This is a genomic window from Nocardia iowensis (assembly GCF_019222765.1).
Taxonomy (GTDB): domain Bacteria; phylum Actinomycetota; class Actinomycetes; order Mycobacteriales; family Mycobacteriaceae; genus Nocardia; species Nocardia iowensis.
Genome location: NZ_CP078145.1, coordinates 8,578,608 through 8,602,610, shown reverse-complemented (window position 1 = coordinate 8,602,610; position 24,003 = coordinate 8,578,608). Strand labels below are relative to the sequence as shown.

The following is a 24,003-nucleotide window of genomic DNA, read 5'->3' as shown; positions in this document are numbered from 1 at the left end:
GCCCGTTTATCGCTCCACCGGTAGCCGGTTTTCGGCATGCTACTCGCGGGTAACTTACAAGCCATATTACCGGCCAGTAATGGGCTGGCAAAGGGTCGAGCGGGCAATGTGACGCGAAAAACAGCGACACGCGCGCCGACGGCGAGCTGACACGCCGACGCGGTTACCGTGAAGTGTGCGAATCGAGACGAGTGCCGGACCGGCTGACATCGAGCTCGACCGGCCGCGCAAGCCCGCCTTCCTGCTGTTGCTCACCCATGGCTCGGGCGGCGGGGTCGAGGCAAAGGACATCCTGACGGTGCGCGACGCGGCGTTGGAACTGGGCGGCGCGGTAGCCAGGGTGGTGCAGCCCTACCGGGTCGCCGGTCGACGGGCACCTGGGTCGGCGGCGCGGCAGGACGAGGCGTGGCTGGAGATCGTCGCCGCCCTACGGGCTCGTATCAAGAAGGTTCCGCTGATCCAGGGTGGGCGGAGCAACGGGGCTCGGGTGGCCTGCCGGACCGCGATCGCCGCCGAGGCGCGCGGGGTGCTCGCGCTGTCGTTTCCGCTGCATCCGCCGGGGAAGCCGGAGAAGACCCGGCGCGAGGAACTGCTCGAACCGGGTGACATCGAAGTGGTAGTCATCAACGGCGGCAGCGATCCGTTCGGCATCCCCGATGCCGCCGACGTGGCGGAGGTGCGAGTGATTCCTAATCAGCCGCATTCCTTCCGCACCGGATTCGACGTCATCGCCGACACGGTCACGCCCTGGTTGCGGCGCTGGAGTAGGTAAGGCCAGCCGTCGAGCAGTACGGCCATGCCGGACCTGCTCGCTACCGCAGCGGAACGGTCGGCCCTGCCGAATCGGCTCCGCGCTGTCGCGGTCGGTCACTCGTCTCAGTGCCGGTGGGGTATCACAGGCAGTATCTGGCGCCGTAGGAAATCGACTGCACGAGGCAGGCCAAGGATGCGGCATCACTCGACCCGGGCGATACGCCGACGGGAGTCGCCTGCGTGCCGACCGGGGCCGCCTGGCTGCTCGGCGCGGGCTCCAACGGAATTCCGCTGGGCGCCGCATTTGCCGCCCCCGCACCGGCTGTCAAGGTAATCGCTACGGCGACAACGGCTTTCAGCACGGCACGGTTCATCAGCTAGCTCCTTTGCGGCGAATGGATCACCAACACGCTAGCCAGCGTTTCGCGCTGCGGGCACGCCCCTAATGTCGTTGGCCGCAGCTTCGGCGGCGCAACCGCATGGGTCATCGAACCGCCTCACGATGCCGATTCGATCTCCTCCGATCCTGCCGTCGGCCGAGTGGCGATGACAAGCGCATCGATGGCGTCGCGCCCCTCGGTTGGCCGGTGGACGCGCTCGGCCAGCCGGACCCGAATGCGGTTGGCGGCGGCAGCCGGGCCGAGGTCGGCGACGATATCGTCCGGGGTGAACAGGACCGATGGATCCTGGGGACCGCCGTACCCCTCGGTGATGTTGGTGGTGTCGTGGCCGAGGACGAGCAAGGTTCCATCGGGAACAAGCAGGTCGGCGGCACTGCGGAGCACGGTGCGCCGCTGCTGTGCGGGCAGGTGCAGGAAGACCATCAGCACCAGCTCGAACGGGCCGGTGATCTCGGCGGCGGCGAAATCGGTGACGTCGGCGCACTGCCAGGTGATGCGGCTGCGCACCGAGCGGGACAGCCGGGTGGCGACGGTGCGGCCCTTGTCGACGCCGACCTGGGAGTAGTCGACGGCGTGCACCTGCCAGCCATGGGTGGCGAGCCAGAGGGCGTTGCGACCCTCGCCGCAGGCCAGGTCGAGGGCCCTCGGGAGTTCCGGCGGTTCCCCGTCGGGACTGTCGGGCTGTAGCGGCGTGCGTCGCTCCAGCCCGTAGACGTGCTCCACCACGGTGCTGTTCGGTGGTGCGCCCCAGACCAATTCAGTTTGCGCGTAGCGCTCGTCCCAATCGGTCGCATCCATGCCCGCGAGTCTATTGATCGTCGATCGGCAGCCAATGGACCGGCGAGGTTTCCCGAACATGCACCAGCACATCGAAAGCGTCGGCCAGCGACGCCAGCGCGATGTTGGCACCGGCATCCTCGGCGGGGTCGTAGATGCCGCTGATGACGCGTGCCTTGGCCGGGCCGCGGCGCCAGTGGTCCACAGCTTCGGGCGCGTCGGCGTGCAGGTCCACGTAGTAGGCGGGCAGGTCGACCGCACCGAGGGCCGCGTCCATCAGATCGGGCAGCGGGTCGGGCGCTACGGCCATGCCGAGGTCGCCGTGGTGGAAGCCGAGCGCCACCGAGGCGTACCCGGCGCCGAACTCGTCGCGTAGATAGGCGCCGGTACCGCGGAATCGCGCTGCCCCCAACTGTGCTCCGAGGGCTGCGGTGTGGGCGATGCCATCCCAGTAGACGATCTTCGCGCCGGTGGCGCCTTGCCGATCGATCACCCGCTCCCCGGCGATCCGCTCATCGCGAGCGAACCCGCCCTGCCCGGCGACGCTGTTCTCGTGGAAGTCGAGAATCAGCCGGGCGCGCGTGTGCGCCTCTTCGTATTCCATTGTGGTCGGCAGGGTTTCGAGCAAGGCGAAGGCATCTCGTGCGTGCTCGGCAAACGGGCGGCCCGGATGAATGCCCTGATGGCGCTGGACATGCTCGTCCACTTGGTGGGCGGTGCGAATCGGCGCGAGATGAGCTTCGAAGGCGGCCAGCCGATCCGGTGCGACTCGGCGAACATAGTCGAGCACCACGTCATAGTCCGCTGGCTCCGCGCTGGGCGGCTGGACGCCGAAGACGCGTACGGGGTCGTCCGGGTGGGTCTGGTTGAACGCGCGGATCCATTCCAGCGCCGCAACGGTTTCCGTGGTCCGCCACGGCCGCCACGAGCCAGCCAGCACCGTTTCGGGATCACCGGCTCCGTTGCGTACGTACTCGTCCCACCGCTCGCCGGAACGGGCACTGTCCTGAATCGCCAACTCGCGGAATCCGTGTCGCCCGACCAGCGCGCGAAAGATGCGCTCTTGCAGCCCATAGATCTGCCGGGAGAACCGCGTCGACTCGCCGAGCCCGACGACCGTAGCGGCCCCGAGCCGATCGATCAGCGGATCCAGGTCCGCACCGGTGTAGCCGGGATCGGTATCGGCGATCGGTTGGGCGTTGGCACTGAGCCATTCGCGCACGATCTCGGGGGCGGCGGTTGCCATGGTTCCTCCTGAAGACGACGATCCGACGCGGTCCAGCCTCATACGTGAAGTCGTGTTGAGGTCAAGGACCGCGCCGGATCGCGCGGGAACCTGTTGGGGCGGCTACAAATGAGTGCGCATGAGCAGCACGTTGTATTGGCTGTGCACGGTTGTGAGGTAGTACAGATCAGACCCGGTCTGATACGGGAAGATCGACGGTGCGTACGCGCTCGGCAGCTCCCTGGTGTCGATCAGCACCTCGGGATCGCTCCACGGCCCGCTCGGCGCGGGTGCGCGGCGCAGCACCACCGAGTTGAACGGGTCGGTGGTGAGTGAGATGTATTGGCCGAGATAGGCGTTGTACATCACCGACAGTTCACCGACACCCCACATGATCGGTGCCGCCGCGTTGACGTCGCCGCGGCGCCACCCCTCGCCGTCCCAATATTCGTAAGCACCGAGATCGGCGATTTCGGTTTCGGGAACGCGTGCGACATAAGCGGCTTGGTTGCGTCCGGAGGGTGTGCCGTACTGGTAGACGAAACCATCGTCTTTGAGGAATGCGCTCATCTGGAAGTTGCTGTTGCCGCCCTCGTTCGGACGGCGGGTGGCGGGCAACTCGCCCCAGGTCTCCCCGTTGTCGCCGGAGGCGGCGAGGCCGGAGAAGTTGGTGCTCCACTGTCCGACATCGTCCCAGCTACGCACCGACATGAGACTCATGAATTGGACACCGCCGACCGAGATGCCCGCGGTGGGGATGCGGCTGATCTCCAGGAACGGGATCTTGGGGCTCGGGACGAGGTCGCGCGCCTGACCGAATACGTCCCGGACCACGCTGTCGAAATAGATGCCGCCAGACGGGTCCTTGGTGTGGCTGCGCATCAGGATGTTCGAGCGCCACGACCACATGCTGCCCGCCAACAGGTTCGGGAAGCCGACGCCCGCGGTGTCCCCGAACGCGGTCAGCAACTCTCCGTTCCCGTTGTCCCACATGATGCCCAGGTCGGTGCCGAGCACGTTGTAGGTGTGGGTGTTGTTCGGGCTGGCCATGCCGGTCATCTGGAAGACCGCCTTGGTGCGGCCCATCAGGTTGGGCAGGCCGGTGGAGCCGTTGAGTACCGGAATCGGATTGATGGTGTTCGGATTCGCGGTGGCCGGGGTAGTGGCCGTGAGAAGCAAGGCCGAGGCACCCGCCAACGCTGACAGCAAGAGCAAAGGGGTCTTGGTCAAGGTCTGTGAGCCCTCCGGATTCGCGCCGAGAGCGGTGCGAAACACGGACGTCCCGCGATATACAGACCCTTTCGCGGTGTGCTACGCACCACAATCGACTGGCTGGCATATCTGGCGAAATGCTAGCAGCGAACCAGAGGCTAATGTGGCGTACGTCCCAAAATAGGCCGTCTACCTCTACTGTTCCGAAGCCTTTCCCCGCTTCATGGCCAGCCGAATGATCAACGGCAATTGAGTCGCCCGCTCCAGTGCGAAGGTGTGGCGTGTCGAGGCGTGCCACGCCTTGTCGAACAGCCGCTTGGCTCCGGCGACGGCGTGCGGGGAGCGGGTCGCGATCCGCTCGGCAAGCTTCTCCGCCGCCGCGACCGGGTCCGCGGTGACCTCGGTGACCAGGCCGATCCGCTCGGCGTAGGCGGCGTCCACGGTGTCCGCGGTCATGGTCAGCAGCAGCGCCTTGTCGACGCCGACCAGTCGGGACAGGGTGGCCGCGCCGGTCATGTCGGGAACCAGGCCGTGCTTGGCCTCCATCACCGAGAATTCCGAATCCGGGGTGGCGAAGCGGAAATCGGCGGCCAGTGCGAGTTGTAGTCCGCCCCCGTAGCAGCGGCCGTGCACCGCGGCGATCACCGGAACCCGCAGCCTGCGCCACGCCCAGCAGGCTTCCTGGAAGGTGTTGGTGCCGCGCCAGGGCAGCGGGACGAAGCTGCGCACGATGGACAGCGGGTCGCCGGTCGCCTTGGCGATGTCGAGGCCGCTGCTGAAGCTCGGGCCGTTGCCGGACATGATCACCGCGCGCACGTCGTCGCGACCCGCGATGGTGTGCGCGGTGTCGATCAGGTCGCGGAGCATGTCGATGGTGAGGCCGTTGTGCTTGTCCGGTCGATCGAGCGTGACGTAGGCGCGGTCGCCGTCGAACCGCAGCGCGATGTTGGTGCCCATTCCCGGATCTTACCCGTGAGTCAGTTCGGGTCCAGCGGCCCATTGCCCGGCCATCCGGACTCTGTTCTAATCGAACGCAAGTTACCGTCAATGCTGACGGTAACCGATGGAGCGGAGGAACAATGCTGCCAGCGGGAATGGATCCCCGAACGCCGGTTCTGGTCGGTGCCGGGCAGGTCGTGCATCGGAACGGCGAGCCGGGATTGCCGGGACCGGTCGAACTCGCCGCCGAAGCCCTGCGCCGCGCGGGCGCCGACAGCGGCACCGGTGATCGGCTGGTCCGAGCCGCGGACCTGATCGCGGCCGCGGCGCCGGTCAGCAGGCCGTACGCGGACCTCGGTGCGCTGGTCGCCGCCGAACTCGGTGCGTCGCCGAAGCGGACGATCCAGTCGGTGCGCTTCGGCGGCGACGCACCGCAGCGCCTGCTCAACACGGTCGCCCAGGCCATTGCCGATGGAAAGTCCGAGGTTGCGCTCATCACCGGGGCCGAAGCGGTGGCCTCGTGGAACGCCTCGACCCGAGCGGGTGCCGCGCTGGATTGGCCGGAGCAGTCCGACGAGGTGCGGCCGAGCGAACTCATCGGGTCGGACCGCGCGCCCAACTCCGAGATGGAAACCGCGGCCGGGCTGTGGGGACCGGTGTACTTCTACGCGTTGATGGAAACCGCGCTGCGCGGCAGGCTAGGGCTGAGCGAGGACGAGCACCGCACCCGAACCGGTGAGCTGTGGTCGCGGCTGTCCGCCGTGGCGGCGGCCAATCCCTATGCGTGGCAGCCCACGGCGCAGTCGGCCGCCGACCTGGTGACCCCGACGCGTGCGAATCGGATGGTGTCTACGCCGTATCCGAAGCTGCTCATCGCGAATCTGTCGGTGGATCTGGGCGCCGGATTGATCGTGTGCAGTGCGGCCGCCGCGGCCGCGGCCGGGGTGCCTCGGGACCGGTGGGTATTCCCACACGGCGGAGCCACCGCCACCGATGAGTGGTTCGTCTCCGAACGCGCGGACATGGCCGCCTCGCCCGCCATCGCGGCGGCCGGGCGGGCCGCACTCGGTGCGGCCGGTATCGGCATCGACGACGTCGCGCACATCGACCTGTATTCCTGCTTCCCGGTCGCGGTACAGGTCGCGGCCGAGGCGCTCGGCCTGCCCATCGATGATCCCGCGCGACCGCTTTCGGTCACCGGCGGGCTCACCTTCGGCGGCGGCCCCGGCAACAACTACAGCACCCATTCGATCGCGACACTGGTCGGCCTGTTGCGCGAGGATCCGGATGCCTACGGCCTCGCCACCGCGCTCGGCTGGTACATCACCAAACACGGCGTCGGTGTGTACTCGGCGAAACCTCCTGCGCGACTGTTCCATTCGATCGAGGCGGAGGTGCCCGCGGCACGGCGGGCGGCGGCCCCGGGCTACACCGGCCCGGCCACCGTCGAGGCGTACACCGTCGCCTATCGCAAGGGCCCCGCGCCAGACCACGCCGACGAACCCGAGGCCGTCGTGGTGAGCGCCCTCACCCCGAGCGGTGCCCGCATACTGATCCGGGCGTCCGACGCCGAGACCGTCGCGGCGTTCGACGGCGGCGACCCGCTCGGCGCCGCAGCCGATATCACCGCCGCCGACAAGCTCACCTTGCTCACCGAGAGGACCGCCCGATGAATGACCTGATACTGGTTGAACGGCGCGACGCGATCACCGTGCTGACCGTCAATCGCCCGGAGGCCCGCAACGCCATCAACCTGGCCACCGCACAGGCCATCGAGACCGCCGTCGACGAATTCGAAGCCGACGACGCCGCCCGGGTGCTGGTGCTCACCGGCGCGGGCGGAACCTTCAGTGCGGGCATGGATCTCGTCGCCGCATCGAAGGGTGAGATGCCGATGACGCAGCGGCGCGGGCCGCTGGGGATTGCCGCGAAACCTCCGGTGAAGCCGATGATTTCGGCGGTCGAGGGTTTCGCGCTGGCCGGTGGTTTCGAGTTGGCGCTGTCCGGTGACCTCATCGTCGCCGCCAGTAATGCCCAGTTCGGTATCCCGGAAGTCAAGCGCGGCTTGGTTGCCGCGGGCGGTGGAGTGCTGCGCCTGACCCAGCGGCTGCCGCGCAGCATGGCCGCCGAGCTCGCGCTGACCGGTGGGCGGGTCGGCGCCGAACGGCTCTATCAGTTGGGCCTGGTCAATCGGATCGCCGAGCCGGGCGCCGCATTGGCGGTCGCCCTCGAGCTCGCCGCCGAAATCGCCGCCGCCGCACCGCTCGCGGTCGCCGCCAGCAAGCGGATCATCGATGAGTCGCCCGACTGGACGGTGGCCGAGGCATTCGCCAAGCAGGGTGAAATCGCCTTGCCCGCACTGTTTTCCAAGGACGCCACCGAGGGCGCGCTCGCCTTCGCGCAGAAGCGTGAACCCCAGTGGCAGGGCCGCTGACCTCCGTGCCGGATCGCGTCCGGGAGACGCAGGCGCAGCGCCGGACGCGCATGCGCACGCGACTCCTGGACGCGGCATTGGAAAGCCTGGTCGAGGTCGGCTACGCGGGCACCACCACGCTCGCGGTGCAGAAGCGAGCCGGGGTGCCGCGCGGCACGCTACAGCATCATTTTCCGACCAAGGCGGATCTGCTCGCCGGTGCGGTCGAGCATCTCGCCGCCCGCCGATTCGACCAACTGACAAGGGAATTCGAGGACATCCCGGCGTCAGCGGATCGGCTGGAGACCGCGGTCGAGCTGACCATGCGGATGCTCAGTGGGCCGTCGTTCCTGGCCGCGCTGGAGATATGGGTGGGCGCGCGCACCGATCCGGAACTGCTCGCCGCGTTCCTGCCGCTGGAGCATCGGCTGTTCGAACTGATGCACAACAGCATTCGCGATGTCTTCCGCGCGGAGTTCCCGGACGACCCTCGGGTGCCGACGATCACCGAGTTCACCATCGAGATCATGACCGGGCTTGCCATGCGTGTGTTGTTGACCGGCGAGGTGGGCCGGAACCGAATCATCGAGCACCGCTGGCGGAATGCGGTGCGCATCCTCTTGGGGACAGCTCACCCGGACACGTTGACCGCGCCGCGCTCGCAGCCGACCTCGTCATCGGGGCCTTGATCGGGCTACCGCGGACTCGAGCGGCGACCGCTACTTACCGTGGGCGCCGATGGTGTCCAGCACCACCTTCGCGCACCCGGCGGGATCGTCGTAGAACGGTGTGTGGCCGCTGCCGTGCAGGGTGACATGGTTCGCGTTCGGCAAGACCGCGCGGGCCCGTCGACTCTGCGTTCGGTACGTCAGCAGGATGTCGCGACTACCCCAGGCGACAGTGACGGGAATGCTTGCCAGGCCCCCGTTTTCGGGCGGCTTCGCGTCGGCGAACGAGGCCATGGCTTGCTCGAATCCCGGTGCGTCGGCCGCGCCGTTCGCGGTATCCATGGCCACCTGGGCATCGACGGCCCACGGTTTGCCGAAGACCAGCCTCAGGAACGCCGTCCGGCCCGCGGCGGTGCCGAGGACGGTCGGCAATGCGGGGTTCAGTCGGATCGCGAGCAGCCGGGACTTGCCGAGTGACTGCTGGCACCAGATGCGACCAGGCTTGTCCCAGAACGCGATCGGCGAAAAGGCGGTAACGGAGCGGGCGAGTCCGCGGGCGCCGAGGTTCAGCGTGATCAGCCCGCCCATCGAATTGCCTGCCAGGTGCGGCCGCTCGATTCCTTGTGCCGCAAGGAATTCGGCGAGCGCATCGGTGAGCAGGTCGACGGTCGTTGTCGCGAGCGGTGCCGAGGCGCCGAAGCCGGGGAGATCCACGGCGATCACATCGTAGGATCGGGCGAGGGTGTCGATGATCGGCTCCCACACCTGCCACCGACTGCCGATGCCGTGCACCAGCACCAGCGGTTCGCCCGCACCGACCCGATGGTGATTCAACGTCGTCATGCCAGCCATCCCAACTGTTCGCTCGGCCAGTGCGCTCACCCTAACAGCAGTCGGTCGCCCTCAGTTGATGGTCACCGCCGGTCACGCGGCAATCGAGCCTGGCCCGAGTGCCCGGGGAAGCGGTAAGGTAATTGGTATGGCAACGCGTAAGGTGACCCTTTCGCTGGACGAGGCTGCCTGGTCTTTCGCCGAGCAGGCCGCGGCCCGCGCGGGCATGTCGCCATCGGCGTGGATATCGAAGGCCGCGCGGCGCGAGGCCGTGCGCACCGGGTGCGGTCCGGCGCCGGACGTGACGTCCGAAGCCGCCGCGGACGCGGCCGAGCTGGCCGCCGCCGAGGAGGCGATGCGTGCGGCGGGGTGAACTGTGGATCTACAACCCGCATGGTTCGCCGCGTCGGCGCACCGTCGTGCTCATCAGCAGTGACGGCATCAACGAGTCGCCGAGGCCGTGGCTGATCGCCGCCGAGGTGGTCGAGGACGATCCGCGGGACATCCTCGCGGTGCCGGTGGAGCGGTACGGCTGGGTGCACGCCGGAAATATCGGTCGCATCTTCCGCGGCTGGCTCGCCGAACGGCTCGACGACATGGAATCAGAGGCTCTGGAACGCCTCGACACGGCGTTGCGCGCCGCGATGGATTTGTGAAAACTACGACGACAGCGTTTATTCGACAGATAGAGGATTCAGGTGCGGATCTCCCTGATCGCCGCAGCGCTCATCGCGCTGCCGGTGCTCGCGGCATGCGGCAACGACAATGCGGCGGCAGCGCCGACGGTGACGCAGGCGGACCTCGCCAAGTCCCTCCAGGACAAAGGCATCAAGAGCAAGCAACTTGCCGACTGTGCCGCCAAACTCTTTGTAGAACAGGGCATCTCGCAGGAAGGCTTGCGCGTCATGATGAGCGACAAGTACGACACCACGGCGCCCGACCAGCAGACCCTCGGCATGAACGCCGACGACGCGCAGAAGGCACGCACGGCGAGCTCCCGCATAGCCACCGAATGCATGACCCGCTGACCCATCCATAGTTGACGCGCACACCCTTTGTTCGGCGTGCACACCCGCTATAGGTGGTGTGCACCTGCGACAGTGGGTGTGCGGCCCGCCGTCGCGCCGGGTCAGACGGCGACGACCAGCTCGATCCGCGGTCGGGAGCCCGCGGTGAGTTCTTCGGCGGTGCGGATCGCCTTCTTCAGCGGAAGTAGGTAGGTGGCACGGGACTTGTCGGGGAACAGGGAGGTCGACCAGCGGCTGATGCCGATGGTGACGTGCACGCGGACCGAACCGAACCCACCGGCGCGGTGGGCGTACTTCTCCTCGATCTCATCGGCGATGTCTTCGGGTAGTGAGATGAAATGCCAGGACATCTCGCCGGAGTGTTCCCACACCTCCGCCGTGAACGAGTACTCCGATCCAGCCACCTCGCGACTGTAACCAGACCCACCGACAACCACCGCGGACCAGCATCGTGGTGCTGACGGACAGCATGCGCGCTTGGGAGCTGTGCCGCATTACGATCGCGGTGCGCGCAACCCGTGAGCTGATCCGCGGGGTGCGCCATCGTGGGGCGATGACATCCATCGAGACCGAATCCGCCACCGATTCCGAACTGGATGCGGTCTTCGGACCGATCTTCGAGCGTATCGCGCAGGGCGCGGTGGAGCGGGAGGTCGACCGCCGACTGCCGTTCGACGAAGTGGGCCGGCTGCGTGCGGCGAAATTCGGCGCATTGCGGGTGCCGGTCGAGTTCGGCGGGTACGGCGTCACCGTGCGCCAGCTGTTCCGGCAGCTCATCGAGTTGGCGGCGGCCGAATCGAACCTGCCGCAGGCGTTGCGCGTGCATTTCTCGTTCGTCGAGGACCAGCTGCTCGCCGAGCCGGGGCCCAGCCGTGAGCAGTGGTTGCGGACGGCGACGAGCACGCTGGTCGGCAATGCCATCACCGAACCGGGCGTCGGCGCGGTGGACCGCTACCGCACCCGGCTGACCAAGGACGGCGACCGTTGGCTGCTCAACGGCGTGAAGTACTACAGCACCGGTTCCCTGTACGCGGACTACATCCTGGTCGCTGCGGACCGGGATGGCGAGCGGGTGGGGGTGCTCGTCGACGCCAGCGCCGCGGGCGTGCGTCAGCACGATGACTGGGACGGCTTCGGACAGCGGCTCACGGCCAGTGGCACCACGGAATTCACCGATGTCGTGGTGGCCGAGGAGCGCATCCTCGGCCCCGGCTATGGCGCTCCCGGCCCGACCTACGCGACCTCCTATCTCCAACTTGTCCAGCTGTCGGTGCTCGCGGGCATCGCGCAGCGCGCGGAGCGAGACGCCAGGGAGTGGGTGGCGGGACGCACGCGCAGTTACTCACACTCCGCCGCCGATCTGCCGCGCGAGGATCCGCTGGTACAACAGGTGATCGGTCGGCTGTCCGCCGCCGCGTTCGCCGCCAAGTCGAGCGTGCTCGCGGTCGCCGACATCCTCGACGAGGTGCTCGCGAGCGGCGCGAAGGACGAAAAGTCTTTGGTGGCAGCCGAACTCGCCGCCGCGCAAGCGCAGATCGCGGTGATCGACCTGGTGCTGCCCGCCACCACGCTGCTCTTCGAAGTCGGTGGCGCCTCGGTCGTCTCGGAGCGCCAGCGGCTGGATCGGCACTGGCGCAACGCCCGCACCATCTCGGTACACAATCCCGCCATCCAGAAGGCGCGGGCGATCGGCGATCACCTGCTCAACGGCGCCGACCTGCCGTTCGCCTGGAGCGCGGGCGAACGCAAGCCAGCGGCAGGAGCGGCCCAATGACCCGCCGAATTCGGTTCAACGCCTTCGACATGAACTGCGTCGCCCACCAATCACCGGGACTGTGGCGGCATCCGGACGATCAGTCGCACCGGTACAAGGAACTGAGTTACTGGACCGAGCTGGCAAAGCTGTTGGAGCAGGGGCGTTTCGACGGCATCTTCATCGCCGACGTGCTCGGCACCTACGACGTCTACGGTGGCAGCGATATCGCGGCACTGCGCCAGGGCGCCCAGATCCCGGTGGCCGATCCGCTGCTGCTCGTATCGGCCATGGCCGCGGTCACCGAGCACCTAGGGTTCGGTATCACCACCGGCACCGGATTCGAGCATCCCTTTCCGTTCGCGCGCCGGCTCTCCACGCTCGACCACCTGACCAATGGCCGCATCGGCTGGAATGTGGTGACGGGTTACTTGCCCTCGGCAGCACGGAATTTCGGTGCGGACGACCAGCTGGACCACGATGAGCGCTACAACCAGGCCGACGAATACCTCGAGGTCCTGTACAAGCTGTGGGAAGGGTCATGGGAGGACGACGCGGTGGTTCGCGACGCCGCCCAGGGCATCTACGTCGACCCGGCGAAGGTGCACCACATCGGCCATCAGGGCAAACACTTCACGGTGCCCGGCATCCACCTCTCGGAGCCGTCACCCCAGCGCACGCCGGTCATCTATCAGGCGGGCGCCTCGACCCGCGGCGTGCGGTTCGCCGCCGAGAACGCCGAAGCCATCTTCATCGCCGGGCCGTCGAAACGGATTCTCGCACAAACGGTTTCCCGGATCCGCGGCGCGCTGCGGGAGGCGGGCCGCGATCCGTACTCCGCTCGGATCTACGCACTGGCCACCATCATCACCGGCGCCTCCGACGATGCGGCACAGCGCAAGCACGAGGAGTACCTGTCCTACGCCAGCATCGAGGGCGGTCTCGTTTTCATGTCCGGTTGGATGGGTATCGATCTGTCGAGCTACGACCTGGACGACCCGATCGGACAGGTGCAGAGCAACGCCATCCAGTCCGCCGTCGCCGCTTTCCAGGAGTTCGACGACGACGGCCGCGAGTGGACGGTGCGGGATATCGGTCGATGGGCGGGCATCGGCGGCATGGGTCCGGTGTTCGTTGGCTCCGGCGCGACCGTCGCGGATCTGCTCCAGGAGTGGGTCGCGGACACTGACCTCGACGGCTTCAACCTGGCCTACGCCATCACACCCGGGTCCTTCGAAGACGTTGTCCGCCACGTAGTTCCGGTACTGACCGAACGCGGTGCCTACGCCACCGAGTACGTGCCGGGCACGCTGCGCAATGCCCTGTTCGGAACGGGCGACCGGCTGCCGGACGAGCATCGCGGTGCCCGCTACCGCGTGGGCGCTTCCGGCTCTACCGTGCTACCCGATGAGGTTTCCCGCCCCGGGGCGGCGATCGCTACACCGAGCCCGTAGCCGTCCGGTGCCGTTCCGGCGAGCGCCCTGGTGTCCGCCGGAACGACCCGGACTAAGCGGACGGTAGCGAATCGAGGAATGCCCGCGCGATGGATTCCAGCCCGCGCTGGTCGATTTCATCGAATCGGCCCGGCTTCGGGCTGTCGAGGTCGAACACTCCGACCAGCGCGCCATTGTGCACCAACGGAATAACGACTTCCGAACGCGTCTCGGCATCACAGGCGATGTGGCCGGGAAAGGCATGCACATCGGGCACCAGTTGTGTTTCCCTGGTCTGTGCCGCCGTCCCGCAGACGCCTTTTCCGATGGGGATACGGACGCACGCGGGTTTGCCCTGAAATGGGCCGACCACGAGTTCTCGACCGTCATAGAAATAGAACCCGACCCAATTCAGTTCGGGCAGCGCATGGAAAACCAGCGCCGAGAGATTGGCGGCGTTGGCGACGCGGTCGACCTCGCCTGCCACCAGCGCTGCTGCCTGCGCGGCGAGCTGGTGGTACTGCTCGGTGCGGTCTCCGGTCAGGTCGGCAATGGTGAACGACATAGGCCGAATGGTACGCCTGCGAAAACATCTGGCCGCTGATCGATTCTCGCTGATCGCAACACTCACGAGGGCCTGGTCACACCCAGGATGATCCGAACATGACAACGCAGAATTCCGTCCCCCGTTCCACCCGTTCGGCCGCGGTAATCGGTGCCGGCCAAACCGGCGTCACTGCGGCGCTAGGTTTGCTCGACGCCGGTTTCGACGTCACCCTCTACAGCGACCGCGACCAGCGCAGTCTGCGCGATGACGTCCCCGCTACCGGCACCGCGCTCGAATTCGGGATCACCCAGCAAGCCGAGTCCGCGCTTGGGCTGGACACCTACACCGGCCGGGCACCGCGGCACACCGGACTCAGTGTCCGCATCGCCGGGCCGGAAGGTGCCGAATTGATCCAATTCGATGGCCATTTCGACGGCTACGTCGGCGTCGCCGTCGACACCCGCCTGAAGGCCGACGAACGACTGACCGCCTTTAAGGAACGCGGCGGCCGCTTCGTCGTCGAGCAGGTGACCCCCGAAACCCTCGACACGATCGCCGCCGCCAACGCCCTCACGCTGGTCGCCACCGGCCGCGGCGGTCTGTCCGACCTGTTTCCGATCGACCCGGCGCGCACGCCCTACGCGGCGCCGCAGCGTTCGCTGCTCACCGTCACGGTGACCGGAATCGGCCACGGCAAGGACGTTTTCGCGCACCGCAGCCCGGCGGGCGGGGCGCACAGCGGCTTCTCCATCCTGGCCGAGCAGGGTGAGGCATGGTGGGGCCCGTACTTGCACAAGGACGCCGGACCGAGCTGGGCGTTCCTCGGCTGGGCCCGGCCGGGCAGCGAATGGGAAACCCGTTTCGCCGCAGCGGATTCCGCCGATTCCACACACCGGATCGTGCAGGACTTGTACCGCGACTTCATCGATTGGGATCTGCCGGAGGTGCTCGCCACCCAGGTGATCGCCGACGATCCGCATTCCTGGCTCAAGGGGGCGGTCCGGCCGGTGGTCCGGTCCGGTATCGGTCACACGGCGAGCGGGCACGTGGTGGCCTCGCTCGGCGACACCTCGGCCGCGTACGACCCGATCGCGGGTCAGGGCGCGCAGAGCGGGCTCATCCAAGCCCAGCGGCTCGTCGCGGCGGCGGCGGTGCATGACGGTCCGTTCGACGAGGCGTGGCTCGACGCGCAGTACGCGGGATTCCTCGCGGTCCGCGGCGATGCGGCCAACAAGGTCACCCGGCTGTTCCTCGGCGATCCGGAGCTGGCCGAGATCGGCAACCAGCTCTTCGCGGCCGCGAGCGTCGATCCGAAGTTCGCCGCTGCCCTCGTCGGCCTGCTGCACCACCCGCAACCGTTCCTCGAAGTCGATTCGCTCGACGCGGCCAACGCCTTCATCACCCGCGTCACCGGCGAAGACGCGGCGGCGCTGCTCGGCCGCTTCGCACCGGCCGGAAAGTTCGCCAGGTCCACCTTCGCCGACGCCCTCGCCACCGCCTGACAACACCGACCTGAGATCCGAACACTTCAGCACAGCGATCCGATCGCACAGATTCAAACCCTCGTGCCGGTCGGATCGCGGTGCTGGAGTGGGAGGAGATCGACGGCTACCCCCGACACCATGGAGCAGCTATGACCACGGAGCAGATTGCCGAAGAGATCAAATTCGCCTACTGGGTGCCCAATGTCAGCGGGGGGTTGGTCACCAGCGATATCGAACAGCGCACCAGCTGGGACTTCGCGTACAACAAGAAGCTGGCGCAGACCGCCGAGAACAACGGCTTCGAGTACGCGTTGTCGCAGGTGCGCTACACCGCCTCGTACGGCGCCGAGTTCCAGCACGAGTCGACCTCGTTCAGCCTCGCGCTGCTCGGCGCGACCGAACGGCTGAAGGTGATCGCGGCCATCCATCCCGGCCTATGGCATCCGGCGGTGCTCGCGAAGTTCGGCGCGACCGCCGACCACCTGTCGAACGGGCGGTTTGCCATCAATGTCGTATCCGGTTGGTTTGCCGGTGAATTCACCGCGCTAGGCGAGCCGTGGCTGGAGCACGACGAAAGGTACCGGCGCAGCGCCGAATTCCTCGAGGTGATCCGCAAGATCTGGACCGAGGACAAGGTGAACTACGGCGGCGACTTCTACCGGATCCGCGATTTCACGCTGAAGCCGAAGCCGCTCAACACCGCCGAGCGCCCGAATCCCGAACTGTTCCAAGGCGGTAACTCGACCGCGGCCCGCCGCAACGGCGGCCGCTACGCCGACTGGTACTTCTCCAATGGCAAGGATTTCGACGGCGTCACCGAACAGCTGGATGATCTGCGCGCCGTCGCTCGAGCCAACGACCGGGAGGTGAAGTTCGGTCTGAACGGCTTCATCATCGCCAGGGACACCGAGAAAGAAGCGCGGGACACCTTGCGCGAGATCGTCGAGAAGGCGAACAAGCCCGCGGTGGAAGGGTTCCGGGAGGCGGTGCAGCAGGCGGGCGCGTCCACCAAGGACCGCAAGGGGATGTGGGCGGACTCCACCTACGAGGACCTCGTGCAATACAACGACGGGTTCCGCACCGAGCTGATCGGCACGCCGGAGCAGATCGCCGAGCGCATCGTCGCCTACCGGGAGCTCGGCGTGGACCTGATCCTGGGCGGCTTTCTGCACTTTCAAGAGGAGATCGAGTACTTTGGCGCGAAAGTGCTTCCGCTGGTACGGGAACTGGAGGCCGCCCGGCGGCCGGTCGCGGCGGTGAGCTGATGACCATCTCGGCCGCCACCGGATCTGTCACTCGCACCACCGAGGTCGCGGCCGATCGAATAGCTTCAGCGGCACAGGCTTTTTCGGTCGCCGAATACCTCGCGGCGGACTTCGCGTCGGGGGCCGCCGCGCGGGACCGCGGCCGGATCCTGCCGCACCAGGAGGTGGAGCGGCTCGCGGCCAGCGGGTTGCTCGCCATCACCGTGCCCGCTGAACACGGCGGCGCGGACCTGCCACCCAGCGCCGTGGCGGAGGTGGTGCGCCTGCTCGCGGCCGCCGATCCGAATATCGCGCAGATCCCGCACAGTCACTTCGTGTACCTGAATCTGGTGCGCCTGGCCGGTTCGGCGGAGCAGCGCGAGCGCTACTTCGGCCAGGTGCTCGACGGTGGGCGGATTGCCAACGCCCAGTCCGAGCGTGGTGGAGCCACCGTCGCTGACATCGCCACCACCCTGCGCCCGGTCGGGGACCGATTCCGCGTCGATGGGCGCAAGTTCTATTGCACCGGTTCGTTGTTCGCGAATCTGCTCGCCGTGCTCACCAAACTCGACGATGTGGCGGGGCGCAGCGGGCTGGAGCCGGGGGAGTACATCGTTTACCTGCCCGCCGATACACCCGGCGTGCGGATCATCGATGACTGGAACGGCGTCGGCCAGCGCACCACCGGCAGTGGCACCGTCTCGCTGGAGGACGTGGTGGTCGAGCGTGATCAGCTGATCCGTCGTTCCGCAGCCGTGCACGCGCCGACCGGCTACGGCGCGTTCGCCCAACTCCTGCACGTGGCTATCGATGCGGGCATCGCCCGTGGCGCGCTCTCGGCGGCAACGGAATTCGTGCGCACGACGAGCCGTCCGTGGTTCGAATCCGGTGTCCAGCGAGCGATCGATGACCCGCTGCTGATCCAGCGTTTCGGTGAGCTTTCCGTCGCGGTGACCGCCGCCGAGGCGACCCTCGGTGCGGCGGGCGAAGCCGTCGACAAGGCCACGAATATCGAACGGGGCGATGCCGCCGAACTCGCCGCTCGCGCATCGCTCGCGGTAGCCGCGGCCAAGGTGCTCGCCGACCGTGCGGCCAACGATGTGTCCAGCGCGTTGTTCGAGGTGAGCGGAACGCGCAGTGCGGCAGCGGATCTGAATCTGCACCACTTCTGGCGCAACGCCCGCACGCACACATTGCACGATCCGATCCGATGGAAGTACCAGCACATCGGCCGTGCGCTGCTGCACGGCACCGCGCCGCCATTGCACGGCGTGATCTGACCGGTCTACGGTCGAAACAGCAGGTGGATGAAAAGGATACAAAAGTGACAGTGACGGTCGTCGTAGGCAATCCGAAGCCCGCCTCCCGCACCCTGGCGGCGGCCACGCTGGTCGCGAAGGGGTTGAGACCCGAGGTAGCGCCCACGGTGATCGACCTGGTCGACTTCGGTGCCGCCCTGCTCGGCTGGGGCGACCCGAACGTGGCGGCCGCCGTCCGCACCGTATCCGATTCGGAGCTGGTTGTTTTCGCCAGTCCGACGTTCAAGGCCACCTACACGGGCCTGTTGAAACTGTTCCTCGAACAGTTCGACGGCGGCACCGGGTTGGCGGGTGTCCTCGGTGTTCCGGTGATGCTCGGCGCGGGCCCCACCCACGCGCTGGCGCCGGATCTGCTGCTCAAGCCGGTGCTCGTCGAACTGGGCGCCACCGCGGCGTTGCCCGGCCTGTACCTGTCGGACCGGACTTTCCACGAGGACGGCGCGATCGACCGCTACAGCGACCGATGGCGGCCCGTCGCGCAGGCACTGGCCGCGACCACGAAGGTGACGAATCATGCATGAGCTCTTCGAATTTCCGGCGGACGGCGGCGGATTACGGCGCGCCTTCGCCAATTTCCCGAGCGGCGTGGTCGCGGTGTGCGCCGAAATCAACGGTGCCCCACACGGTCTCGCCGTCAGCACGTTCGTCCCGGTCTCGCTCGACCCGCCGCTGGTGTCGTTCTGTGTGCAGAACTCCTCTTCGACCTGGCCCAAGCTCGCCGCCGCTGGTCATCTCGGCCTGAGCCTGCTCGGCACCGATCAGCAGGACGCCGCCCGCACGCTCGGTGGCCGCAACGGTGACCGGTTCCGCGGCACCGAACTGCACCGCGGTACCGGCGAGGCGCTGTTCATCGATGGCGCGTCCGCCTGGATCGAAGGGGTCCCGGAGGCGCACGTCCCTGCGGGCGACCACGCGGTCGTCATCCTGCGGATCCACCGCATCGCCACCCGCACCGATGTGGACCCACTTGTCTTCCACGGCAGCAAATTCCGTCGATTGCACGCGGACACCAGGGAGCGCAGCGATCTCGCCGGGTGACTCCACCGCCTCGGTCGACGCGCACTTTGCCCTGGTCGTAGCGGTCCGCGCGACGTGTGGGAAACTGGAATCGCATCTATTCGGAAGGGTCGGTCATGGCATTGGGCATGGTTCTCGGTGACGTTTCCTCGCGCACTTCGACGCCGTAGGAACACCCAACCTCAGTAATTCCTCGTCGCGGTGCACTCCGTGCCCCTGCATTTTCGACAACGAGGAGTAGCCGATGTCCACGATGACCTGGACCGAAGCCGATACCGTCCGATCCGCCCCGTGGCATTCCGAAAGCGCGACACCCGTGCCGAGCCGGATCGTGGTGGCCGACGATCGGATGACCGCCGAGACCGCCTACCGCCTGGCCTGTGAGGGCACCGGACTGCTGTGGCGTGGTGACTATCACAATGCCAGGCAGCTACTCAAGGCGATGACCCGCCGAGTCGACCGGAAAGCCCCTGGCCCAGGCAATAGCCCGGCCGAGTCGTTCCGGCTGCAGCGCAGGGCACGCAACCATCGGGCGCGGGTGCTCGGCAAGCTGCTCGTGCAGCTCGAGGCCGATCACACACTGGCGCTGCGCCGCGCTCCCGATGTTCGCAAGGCCTGCGACGACGTGTACGGCCCGGCACACGAGCCCAAGCTCATCGCCCTCACCGAATTGCTCGGCGTGCTCGGCGCGGCGCAGTGGCGGGAAAAAGGGGTAGCGATACCCGCCATCGACGCCCACATCTACCCGCACTACGGCGTGTTCTCACCGATCCGCGGCGAATACATCGATCTGGTCGCGCGCACTCCGCTGCCGACGACCGGCAGCGGCGTGCACACCGCCTTCGACCTGGGTACCGGCACCGGCGTGCTCGCGGCGGTGCTGGCCCGCCGCGGCATCGACCACATCGTCGCGACCGATGACAGTCCACGCGCCCTGGTCTGCGCCCGCGAGAACATCGACCGGCTGGATCTCACCCGATCCGTCGACATCGTCGGACCCGCGCTCTTCCCTGCGGGTCGCGCCGACCTGGTCGTGTGCAACCCGCCGTGGCTACCGGCCCGTCCGACCTCCGCGATCGAACACGGCGTGTACGACCAGGACAGCGGCATGCTGCGGGGGTTCCTCTCCGGCCTGACCGCCCATCTCATCCCCGGCGGCGAAGGCTGGCTCATCCTCTCCGACCTCGCCGAACACCTCGGTCTACGCACCCGGTCCGACCTGCTCGCCATGATCGAACAAGCGGGCCTGCGCGTCATCGACAAAACCGACACGACGCCGCGTCACCCCCGTGCCCAGGACACCACCGACCCGCTGCACGCCGCTCGCGCCGCGGAAGTCACCTCCCTCTGGCGTCTCGCCGCCGACGCGTAGCGGCGAACGCGCCGACGTGGGTCAGGCTGCGGGGCAGCGGGGTTGGGGGAGGGTGAGGTGGATGAGGTATTGGTCGGCGGCTGTGGTGGTGCAGGGGGAGCGGTCGTAGATGCCGTGGCCCCAGCCTTCGTAGGTCAGCAGGGTGGCTCCGGGGGTGTTCTTTTCGACGCCTAGTGCCCACTCGTACGGTGTGGATGGGTCGTGCAGGGAATTGAGGATGAGAATCGGTGGGGCGTCCGCGATCCGCGGGAGGTGCGGCGGATTCGGCGGTGCGATCGGCCAGCTGGAGCACAAAGCGCCTGCGCCCCAGGCGAAGTGGGAGCGTAGGGTTCCGGCGTTGGCATTCTGCTCGCGCCACAGTTGGATCCATTGGTCCTGATCGGCGATGTCGAAACGCCAGTCGGAGCAAAAGGCGACTTCCGGTAGCGGAGCTGGAACACCTTGCCGCTGTGGGAATTTCGGTGTCAGCGGACTGCTTGCGGGTTGGTCGGCCAATGACCGCAGCTCCGTTGCCAGCAGCGACCATTCGGGACGGAAGAGTCGTTTGACCACCTGCGTGCTCAGGTCGGCAGCACCCAACGGTTTGGTCACGTCGGTGAGGTCTCGGAGCTCACCGCGTGCGGCCTTGGCGTACACCTCATCGAGGATTTGATCGACGTCCGAACCGTGCAGCACGCACTGCGCCTCCCGCGCACACCAGGAAGCGAACTCATCGAAAGCGTCCCTGCCCGCCCGCGCTTCGCTGGCCATGAACGCAGGGCCGTCCAAGCTGTGGTCGTCCACGCTGTCCAACAGCATGGCCCGCAACTGTTTCGGGAACAGCTCGACGTATGCCTGTGCGGGCATCGTCCCGTAGGACCGGCCGTAGATACTGATCTGGTCCACACCCAGCGCCGACCGCAACGCTTCGATGTCGCGCGCGACACTCACCGCGTCGAGATGATCCATCAGCGACCCGGTGTACTGCCGACAGCTCGCCGCGAGATCCCTTGCATACGACTGAACTTCATCGATGCGCCCACCCAGGTCCGGCACCACGTTCGGCCGAGACGCCGCCAGTCCCGCATCACACCGCACCGGATGACTGCGCTTCACCCCCCGCGGATCGAGGCTGACGATATCGAACCGCCCGCGCAGCTCCGCGGAAAACTTTCCACCCTTGATGATTTCGTCCACCCCCGAGGTACCGGGCCCGCCGGGCAGCGACACCAACGTGCCGACCTTCTTCGACGGTTCGTCGGCCCGATCCCGCACCACCGCGACCTCGATCTTCTCCCCACCCGGATCGGCCCAGTCCACCGGCACAGTGACTGCGCCACAGTCGAACTCCACATTCTCCGGACAAGGCTGCCAATTCAACGAGGGCGCCGGGCTCGTGGCGGACGTGCAGGCGGTCAACGCCCCAGCACCCAGCCCACCAACAAGGGCCACGGCTAACACAGTGCGACGAAAGTACATGCCCCAGATCGTCGGTCCCGCGACCCAGCCCCCACATCCCCCTGTTGAGCCACCCCGGCTCCCCCCGCAGTACTGCGCGCTACCCGATGGAGTCCATGAAAAAGACCCTGACCAGTAATTTGGCCAGGGTCTCCGGTACAGAGCCGATGACGGGAATCGAACCCGCGCTGTCTGCTTGGGAAGCAGAAGTTCTACCATTGAACTACATCGGCCTGCGCATCAGCGCGTCCGCGAGCCTATCAGACCAGCCACTGCGTCGGTCAACTCTGATCTCGATCGGTCCGGAACCAGCCTGATGGAGGCTCAACTCCGGATTTACTCCGGATTTTCAGCTGAGGTTGGGGCAGCGGCCTAGAGACCTCCACCCCGCCCCAGCGCCTGACCGCCGATAAGCGTGCCCTAACGGCGCTCAGAACTACCACCGGCTGTACCCAAGTCTCAATATGCGTACGTCCCCCAGCTCCGAGAAGGTCGAGTGCAACCCGGCTACGGAGGTAGTCGAAGGACCGTCGAATGAGGGGCTCGAGGCCTCGTTGCCGCGCCTTATTGAGTTCGCTCGTGAGTAACGACAGCAGGTGCCGCACATCAGCTAGATCTCTCCGAGCCTGGCTACGTTGGGCCGGGTCAGGTCTCAGGAGCGAACACCGGGCACATGCGTGCTCGTGTGCTTCCCCGGAATTTCGCTGTGTTGCCGGCCCAACCGGTTGGGGGCCAGTACTATTCGTGAACCGTCCACATCGGGAAGGTCTGGGCGCACCCTCTCCCGCTGTCGGTGACCTCGATCTCGATGGTCCGCTCACCGCCGTCGATCGGCGCGGCGTCGGCGACGCCGATCGGCACGGCATGCAGCGTGTGCAAACCAGGGTTGTACGGCGTCCAGCTCACGATGACGTCACCGGTGCCGTTGGCTTGGATCGCGTTCGGTGGATCGAAGCTCCCGCCTTGGCTGTCGTAGAAATGGATGTAGGCGCCGGGATCGGTCGTCGCAAGCGCCGTGTAAGCGCAGTCCGTGACGAAGGTCGGCGGATCCCCCGGCGTAACTGTGAAAGTGGTGGTCGCGGCAGGCGCGGCGGAAGCGGTCAGCACCAGCGCGGCCGCCATCGTGCCCATCGCCGATAGCGCACCTGCGGCGGACCGATGTGATCGCAACATGAGGAGTCCTTTACTTGCGGATAGTGCGCTCGGCCTGGCCGTGGTCTTCCTCGCCGAGGAAGACCACCTGGAACCAGTAATACTCGGCCCAGCGCGCAGATGGTTGATCACGCGTTGATGGTCATCAGCGGTGAGCTCGGCAGGAGCGCCTTGCGGGCGATCTTTGCTGAGACGGCACCGCACCCATCGGACTCGGCTCGGTTCCTTGTCCAATGGCGCGGCGGTCACGAGATTCCCATGCGTTCCGTCGCCCAGTTCCCAGCCGCCGTCTCGTCCTGGGCGGGGATTCGTCTAGTCCAGTGCAGTGGCGGAGTCACCATCGGGAATAGCGGAGCTGTTAGAGGGCGCAGCCGATCACACGGGCATCCTCGAGCGGAACGCCGTGCCTGTTCACGCAGTCGATTGCGTCGTCGACCCCCATCAGGCGCCACCCCTCCGGTGCGGAGTACTTGAACATGTATACGACCGGGTGCAGGGTGCCTTCCGGTTGGCTCAGCGCCGTCGCGTAGTTCCCGCTGCACCGCGCATTCTGGAGATCGGCCAAGGGATACTTGGGCGATGCCGTCATTCGCAGCGTGGTGATGAGGTATTCGCGAGTAACCACGGCGCAAGGTTTGGCCGTCGCCGGCGCGGTCTGCGGCGCCGCCGAGGTGGCGGGCTCCGGCTCCGCGGCGGCAGGTGGGGTGGTCTTGATGGCGGGTGCAGTGGTCTCCGCCGTGGGCTCGACGGTTCCGGGGGCGGGTGCTGTGCCCCGAGCGGATGTGGAAACGGTGCTCGATGCCGAAGGGGCGGCATCGGAGGCGCCCTCGCCACCGCACGCCGTGAGAGCCACCGCGAGGGTGGCCGCCGCGGTCGCGAGCAGAACAGATCGGGTCATATTTCCTCCGCGCTAGAGGCCACCCAACTGGCAGCCACTTCCAGATCATCTGAGCGCGTAGCGATTTCATTACAACCGCGAACTATGTTGGAACTCACAG

The 24,003-nt window shown here is 67.1% G+C and carries 26 protein-coding genes and 1 tRNA gene; 15 read left to right on the top strand and 12 right to left on the bottom strand.

Features of this window, described 5'->3' with window-relative positions; translation table 11 throughout:
- Positions 1–175 precede the first annotated feature (175 nt).
- Positions 176–772, top strand: a complete 597-nt coding sequence (locus KV110_RS39715; RefSeq protein ID WP_218472228.1) for an alpha/beta hydrolase family protein — start codon at positions 176–178, stop codon at positions 770–772.
- Between the two features lie 121 nt (positions 773–893).
- On the opposite strand, the gene KV110_RS39710 is transcribed toward KV110_RS39715, so the two are convergent.
- From KV110_RS39710 to KV110_RS39690, 5 genes are all read right to left on the bottom strand, one after another.
- Positions 894–1,127 (bottom strand): hypothetical protein, encoded by a 234-nt coding sequence (locus KV110_RS39710; protein WP_218472227.1) that lies wholly within the window; start codon positions 1,125–1,127, stop codon positions 894–896.
- Positions 1,128–1,250: 123 nt separating this feature from the next.
- Positions 1,251–1,952 (bottom strand): class I SAM-dependent methyltransferase, encoded by a 702-nt coding sequence (locus KV110_RS39705; protein ID WP_218472226.1) that lies wholly within the window; start codon positions 1,950–1,952, stop codon positions 1,251–1,253.
- A gap of 10 nt (positions 1,953–1,962) precedes the next feature.
- Positions 1,963–3,177, bottom strand: coding sequence for an erythromycin esterase family protein (locus KV110_RS39700; RefSeq protein ID WP_218472225.1), 1,215 nt, complete (start codon positions 3,175–3,177; stop codon positions 1,963–1,965).
- A 102-nt stretch (positions 3,178–3,279) separates the two neighbouring features.
- Entirely contained in the window at positions 3,280–4,386 is a 1,107-nt protein-coding gene (locus KV110_RS39695) for a glycoside hydrolase family 183 protein (protein ID WP_218472224.1), read from the bottom strand.
- Between the two features lie 177 nt (positions 4,387–4,563).
- On the bottom strand, positions 4,564–5,313 hold the full coding sequence (locus tag KV110_RS39690; protein WP_393538206.1) for a crotonase/enoyl-CoA hydratase family protein: 750 nt from the start codon (positions 5,311–5,313) through the stop codon (positions 4,564–4,566).
- 134 nt (positions 5,314–5,447) lie between these two features.
- Between KV110_RS39690 and KV110_RS39685 the strand changes: the two genes are divergently transcribed.
- The 3 genes from KV110_RS39685 to KV110_RS39675 are packed head-to-tail and all read left to right on the top strand — an operon-like array spanning position 5,448 to position 8,409.
- A complete protein-coding gene (locus KV110_RS39685; protein WP_218472222.1) occupies positions 5,448–6,980 on the top strand; it encodes a thiolase C-terminal domain-containing protein in 1,533 nt (510 codons plus the stop codon).
- Positions 6,977–7,741, top strand: a complete 765-nt coding sequence (locus KV110_RS39680; protein WP_218472221.1) for a crotonase/enoyl-CoA hydratase family protein — start codon at positions 6,977–6,979, stop codon at positions 7,739–7,741. Before KV110_RS39685 ends, KV110_RS39680 begins: the two co-directional genes overlap by 4 nt.
- A 50-nt stretch (positions 7,742–7,791) precedes the next feature.
- On the top strand, positions 7,792–8,409 hold the full coding sequence (locus KV110_RS39675) for a TetR/AcrR family transcriptional regulator (protein WP_218472220.1): 618 nt from the start codon (positions 7,792–7,794) through the stop codon (positions 8,407–8,409).
- 30 nt (positions 8,410–8,439) lie between these two features.
- Here the strand turns inward: KV110_RS39675 and KV110_RS39670 are convergent, their stop codons facing one another.
- The gene (locus tag KV110_RS39670) at positions 8,440–9,231 is read right to left on the bottom strand and encodes an alpha/beta fold hydrolase (RefSeq protein ID WP_218472219.1); all 792 of its coding nucleotides are present in this window, start codon (positions 9,229–9,231) and stop codon (positions 8,440–8,442) included.
- A gap of 136 nt (positions 9,232–9,367) precedes the next feature.
- On the opposite strand from KV110_RS39670, the gene KV110_RS39665 reads away from it, so the two are divergent.
- From KV110_RS39665 to KV110_RS39655, 3 genes are read left to right on the top strand one after another with little or no spacing between them, the layout of a single operon-like run.
- Entirely contained in the window at positions 9,368–9,592 is a 225-nt protein-coding gene (locus KV110_RS39665; RefSeq protein ID WP_218472218.1) for a hypothetical protein, read from the top strand.
- A complete protein-coding gene (locus KV110_RS39660) occupies positions 9,579–9,875 on the top strand; it encodes a hypothetical protein (protein WP_218472217.1) in 297 nt (98 codons plus the stop codon). Before KV110_RS39665 ends, KV110_RS39660 begins: the two co-directional genes overlap by 14 nt.
- Positions 9,876–9,917: 42 nt before the next feature.
- Positions 9,918–10,247 (top strand): hypothetical protein, encoded by a 330-nt coding sequence (locus KV110_RS39655; protein WP_218472216.1) that lies wholly within the window; start codon positions 9,918–9,920, stop codon positions 10,245–10,247.
- Between the two features lie 101 nt (positions 10,248–10,348).
- On the opposite strand, the gene KV110_RS39650 is transcribed toward KV110_RS39655, so the two are convergent.
- The gene (locus tag KV110_RS39650) at positions 10,349–10,651 is read right to left on the bottom strand and encodes a DUF1905 domain-containing protein (protein ID WP_218472215.1); all 303 of its coding nucleotides are present in this window, start codon (positions 10,649–10,651) and stop codon (positions 10,349–10,351) included.
- Positions 10,652–10,800: 149 nt separating this feature from the next.
- Between KV110_RS39650 and KV110_RS39645 the strand changes: the two genes are divergently transcribed.
- Positions 10,801–12,021: an acyl-CoA dehydrogenase family protein gene (locus KV110_RS39645; RefSeq protein WP_218472214.1), complete on the top strand. Its 1,221-nt coding sequence runs from the start codon at positions 10,801–10,803 to the stop codon at positions 12,019–12,021.
- Positions 12,018–13,454 carry an LLM class flavin-dependent oxidoreductase gene (locus KV110_RS39640; RefSeq protein WP_218472213.1) on the top strand — a complete coding sequence of 479 codons (1,437 nt, stop codon included), beginning with the start codon at positions 12,018–12,020 and terminating at the stop codon, positions 13,452–13,454. The genes KV110_RS39645 and KV110_RS39640 overlap by 4 nt, the downstream gene beginning before the upstream one ends.
- Positions 13,455–13,506: 52 nt before the next feature.
- On the opposite strand, the gene KV110_RS39635 is transcribed toward KV110_RS39640, so the two are convergent.
- Positions 13,507–13,998, bottom strand: coding sequence for a GAF domain-containing protein (locus tag KV110_RS39635; RefSeq protein ID WP_218472212.1), 492 nt, complete (start codon positions 13,996–13,998; stop codon positions 13,507–13,509).
- 98 nt (positions 13,999–14,096) lie between these two features.
- On the opposite strand from KV110_RS39635, the gene KV110_RS39630 reads away from it, so the two are divergent.
- The 6 genes from KV110_RS39630 to KV110_RS39605 all read left to right on the top strand — a co-directional run bounded on the left by KV110_RS39630 (position 14,097) and on the right by KV110_RS39605 (position 20,416).
- Positions 14,097–15,482 carry a styrene monooxygenase/indole monooxygenase family protein gene (locus tag KV110_RS39630; protein WP_218472211.1) on the top strand — a complete coding sequence of 462 codons (1,386 nt, stop codon included), beginning with the start codon at positions 14,097–14,099 and terminating at the stop codon, positions 15,480–15,482.
- Between the two features lie 131 nt (positions 15,483–15,613).
- The gene (sfnG, locus tag KV110_RS39625) at positions 15,614–16,729 is read left to right on the top strand and encodes a dimethylsulfone monooxygenase SfnG (RefSeq protein ID WP_218472210.1); all 1,116 of its coding nucleotides are present in this window, start codon (positions 15,614–15,616) and stop codon (positions 16,727–16,729) included.
- Positions 16,729–17,988, top strand: a complete 1,260-nt coding sequence (locus KV110_RS39620) for an SfnB family sulfur acquisition oxidoreductase (RefSeq protein WP_218472209.1) — start codon at positions 16,729–16,731, stop codon at positions 17,986–17,988. The genes sfnG and KV110_RS39620 overlap by 1 nt, the downstream gene beginning before the upstream one ends.
- Positions 17,989–18,038: 50 nt before the next feature.
- A complete protein-coding gene (locus KV110_RS39615) occupies positions 18,039–18,548 on the top strand; it encodes an NADPH-dependent FMN reductase (protein ID WP_393538208.1) in 510 nt (169 codons plus the stop codon).
- Entirely contained in the window at positions 18,541–19,065 is a 525-nt protein-coding gene (locus KV110_RS39610) for a flavin reductase family protein (protein ID WP_218472207.1), read from the top strand. Before KV110_RS39615 ends, KV110_RS39610 begins: the two co-directional genes overlap by 8 nt.
- Before the next feature lie 223 nt (positions 19,066–19,288).
- Complete coding sequence (locus KV110_RS39605) at positions 19,289–20,416, top strand: methyltransferase (protein WP_218472206.1); 1,128 nt, start codon at positions 19,289–19,291, stop codon at positions 20,414–20,416.
- A 21-nt stretch (positions 20,417–20,437) separates the two neighbouring features.
- Here KV110_RS39605 and KV110_RS39600 read toward each other — a convergent pair whose 3' ends face one another.
- The 4 genes from KV110_RS39600 to KV110_RS39585 all read right to left on the bottom strand — a co-directional run bounded on the left by KV110_RS39600 (position 20,438) and on the right by KV110_RS39585 (position 23,903).
- Positions 20,438–21,721 (bottom strand): alpha/beta hydrolase, encoded by a 1,284-nt coding sequence (locus tag KV110_RS39600; protein ID WP_218472205.1) that lies wholly within the window; start codon positions 21,719–21,721, stop codon positions 20,438–20,440.
- Between the two features lie 294 nt (positions 21,722–22,015).
- Positions 22,016–22,086, bottom strand: a tRNA-Gly gene (locus KV110_RS39595).
- A 505-nt stretch (positions 22,087–22,591) separates the two neighbouring features.
- A complete protein-coding gene (locus tag KV110_RS39590; protein WP_218472204.1) occupies positions 22,592–23,026 on the bottom strand; it encodes a hypothetical protein in 435 nt (144 codons plus the stop codon).
- Between the two features lie 337 nt (positions 23,027–23,363).
- The gene (locus KV110_RS39585; RefSeq protein ID WP_218472203.1) at positions 23,364–23,903 is read right to left on the bottom strand and encodes a hypothetical protein; all 540 of its coding nucleotides are present in this window, start codon (positions 23,901–23,903) and stop codon (positions 23,364–23,366) included.
- Between the last annotated feature and the right edge of the window lie 100 nt (positions 23,904–24,003).

Excerpts from the sequence above, each read along its gene's own strand:
- KV110_RS39700 (WP_218472225.1), bottom strand. The coding sequence starts at position 3,177 with ATGGCAACCGCCGCCCCCGAGATCGTGCGCGAATGGCTCAGTGCCAAC.
- KV110_RS39605 (WP_218472206.1), top strand. The coding sequence starts at position 19,289 with ATGTCCACGATGACCTGGACCGAAGCCGATACCGTCCGATCCGCCCCG.
- KV110_RS39640 (WP_218472213.1), top strand. The coding sequence starts at position 12,018 with ATGACCCGCCGAATTCGGTTCAACGCCTTCGACATGAACTGCGTCGCC.
- KV110_RS39665 (WP_218472218.1), top strand. The coding sequence starts at position 9,368 with ATGGCAACGCGTAAGGTGACCCTTTCGCTGGACGAGGCTGCCTGGTCT.
- KV110_RS39610 (WP_218472207.1), top strand. The coding sequence starts at position 18,541 with ATGCATGAGCTCTTCGAATTTCCGGCGGACGGCGGCGGATTACGGCGC.
- sfnG (WP_218472210.1), top strand. The coding sequence starts at position 15,614 with ATGACCACGGAGCAGATTGCCGAAGAGATCAAATTCGCCTACTGGGTG.
- KV110_RS39675 (WP_218472220.1), top strand. The coding sequence starts at position 7,792 with ATGCGCACGCGACTCCTGGACGCGGCATTGGAAAGCCTGGTCGAGGTC.
- KV110_RS39705 (WP_218472226.1), bottom strand. The coding sequence starts at position 1,952 with ATGGATGCGACCGATTGGGACGAGCGCTACGCGCAAACTGAATTGGTC.
- KV110_RS39620 (WP_218472209.1), top strand. The coding sequence starts at position 16,729 with ATGACCATCTCGGCCGCCACCGGATCTGTCACTCGCACCACCGAGGTC.
- KV110_RS39680 (WP_218472221.1), top strand. The coding sequence starts at position 6,977 with ATGAATGACCTGATACTGGTTGAACGGCGCGACGCGATCACCGTGCTG.
- KV110_RS39635 (WP_218472212.1), bottom strand. The coding sequence starts at position 13,998 with ATGTCGTTCACCATTGCCGACCTGACCGGAGACCGCACCGAGCAGTAC.
- KV110_RS39670 (WP_218472219.1), bottom strand. The coding sequence starts at position 9,231 with ATGACGACGTTGAATCACCATCGGGTCGGTGCGGGCGAACCGCTGGTG.
- KV110_RS39590 (WP_218472204.1), bottom strand. The coding sequence starts at position 23,026 with ATGTTGCGATCACATCGGTCCGCCGCAGGTGCGCTATCGGCGATGGGC.
- KV110_RS39685 (WP_218472222.1), top strand. The coding sequence starts at position 5,448 with ATGCTGCCAGCGGGAATGGATCCCCGAACGCCGGTTCTGGTCGGTGCC.
- KV110_RS39630 (WP_218472211.1), top strand. The coding sequence starts at position 14,097 with ATGACAACGCAGAATTCCGTCCCCCGTTCCACCCGTTCGGCCGCGGTA.
- KV110_RS39585 (WP_218472203.1), bottom strand. The coding sequence starts at position 23,903 with ATGACCCGATCTGTTCTGCTCGCGACCGCGGCGGCCACCCTCGCGGTG.
- KV110_RS39645 (WP_218472214.1), top strand. The coding sequence starts at position 10,801 with ATGACATCCATCGAGACCGAATCCGCCACCGATTCCGAACTGGATGCG.
- KV110_RS39710 (WP_218472227.1), bottom strand. The coding sequence starts at position 1,127 with ATGAACCGTGCCGTGCTGAAAGCCGTTGTCGCCGTAGCGATTACCTTG.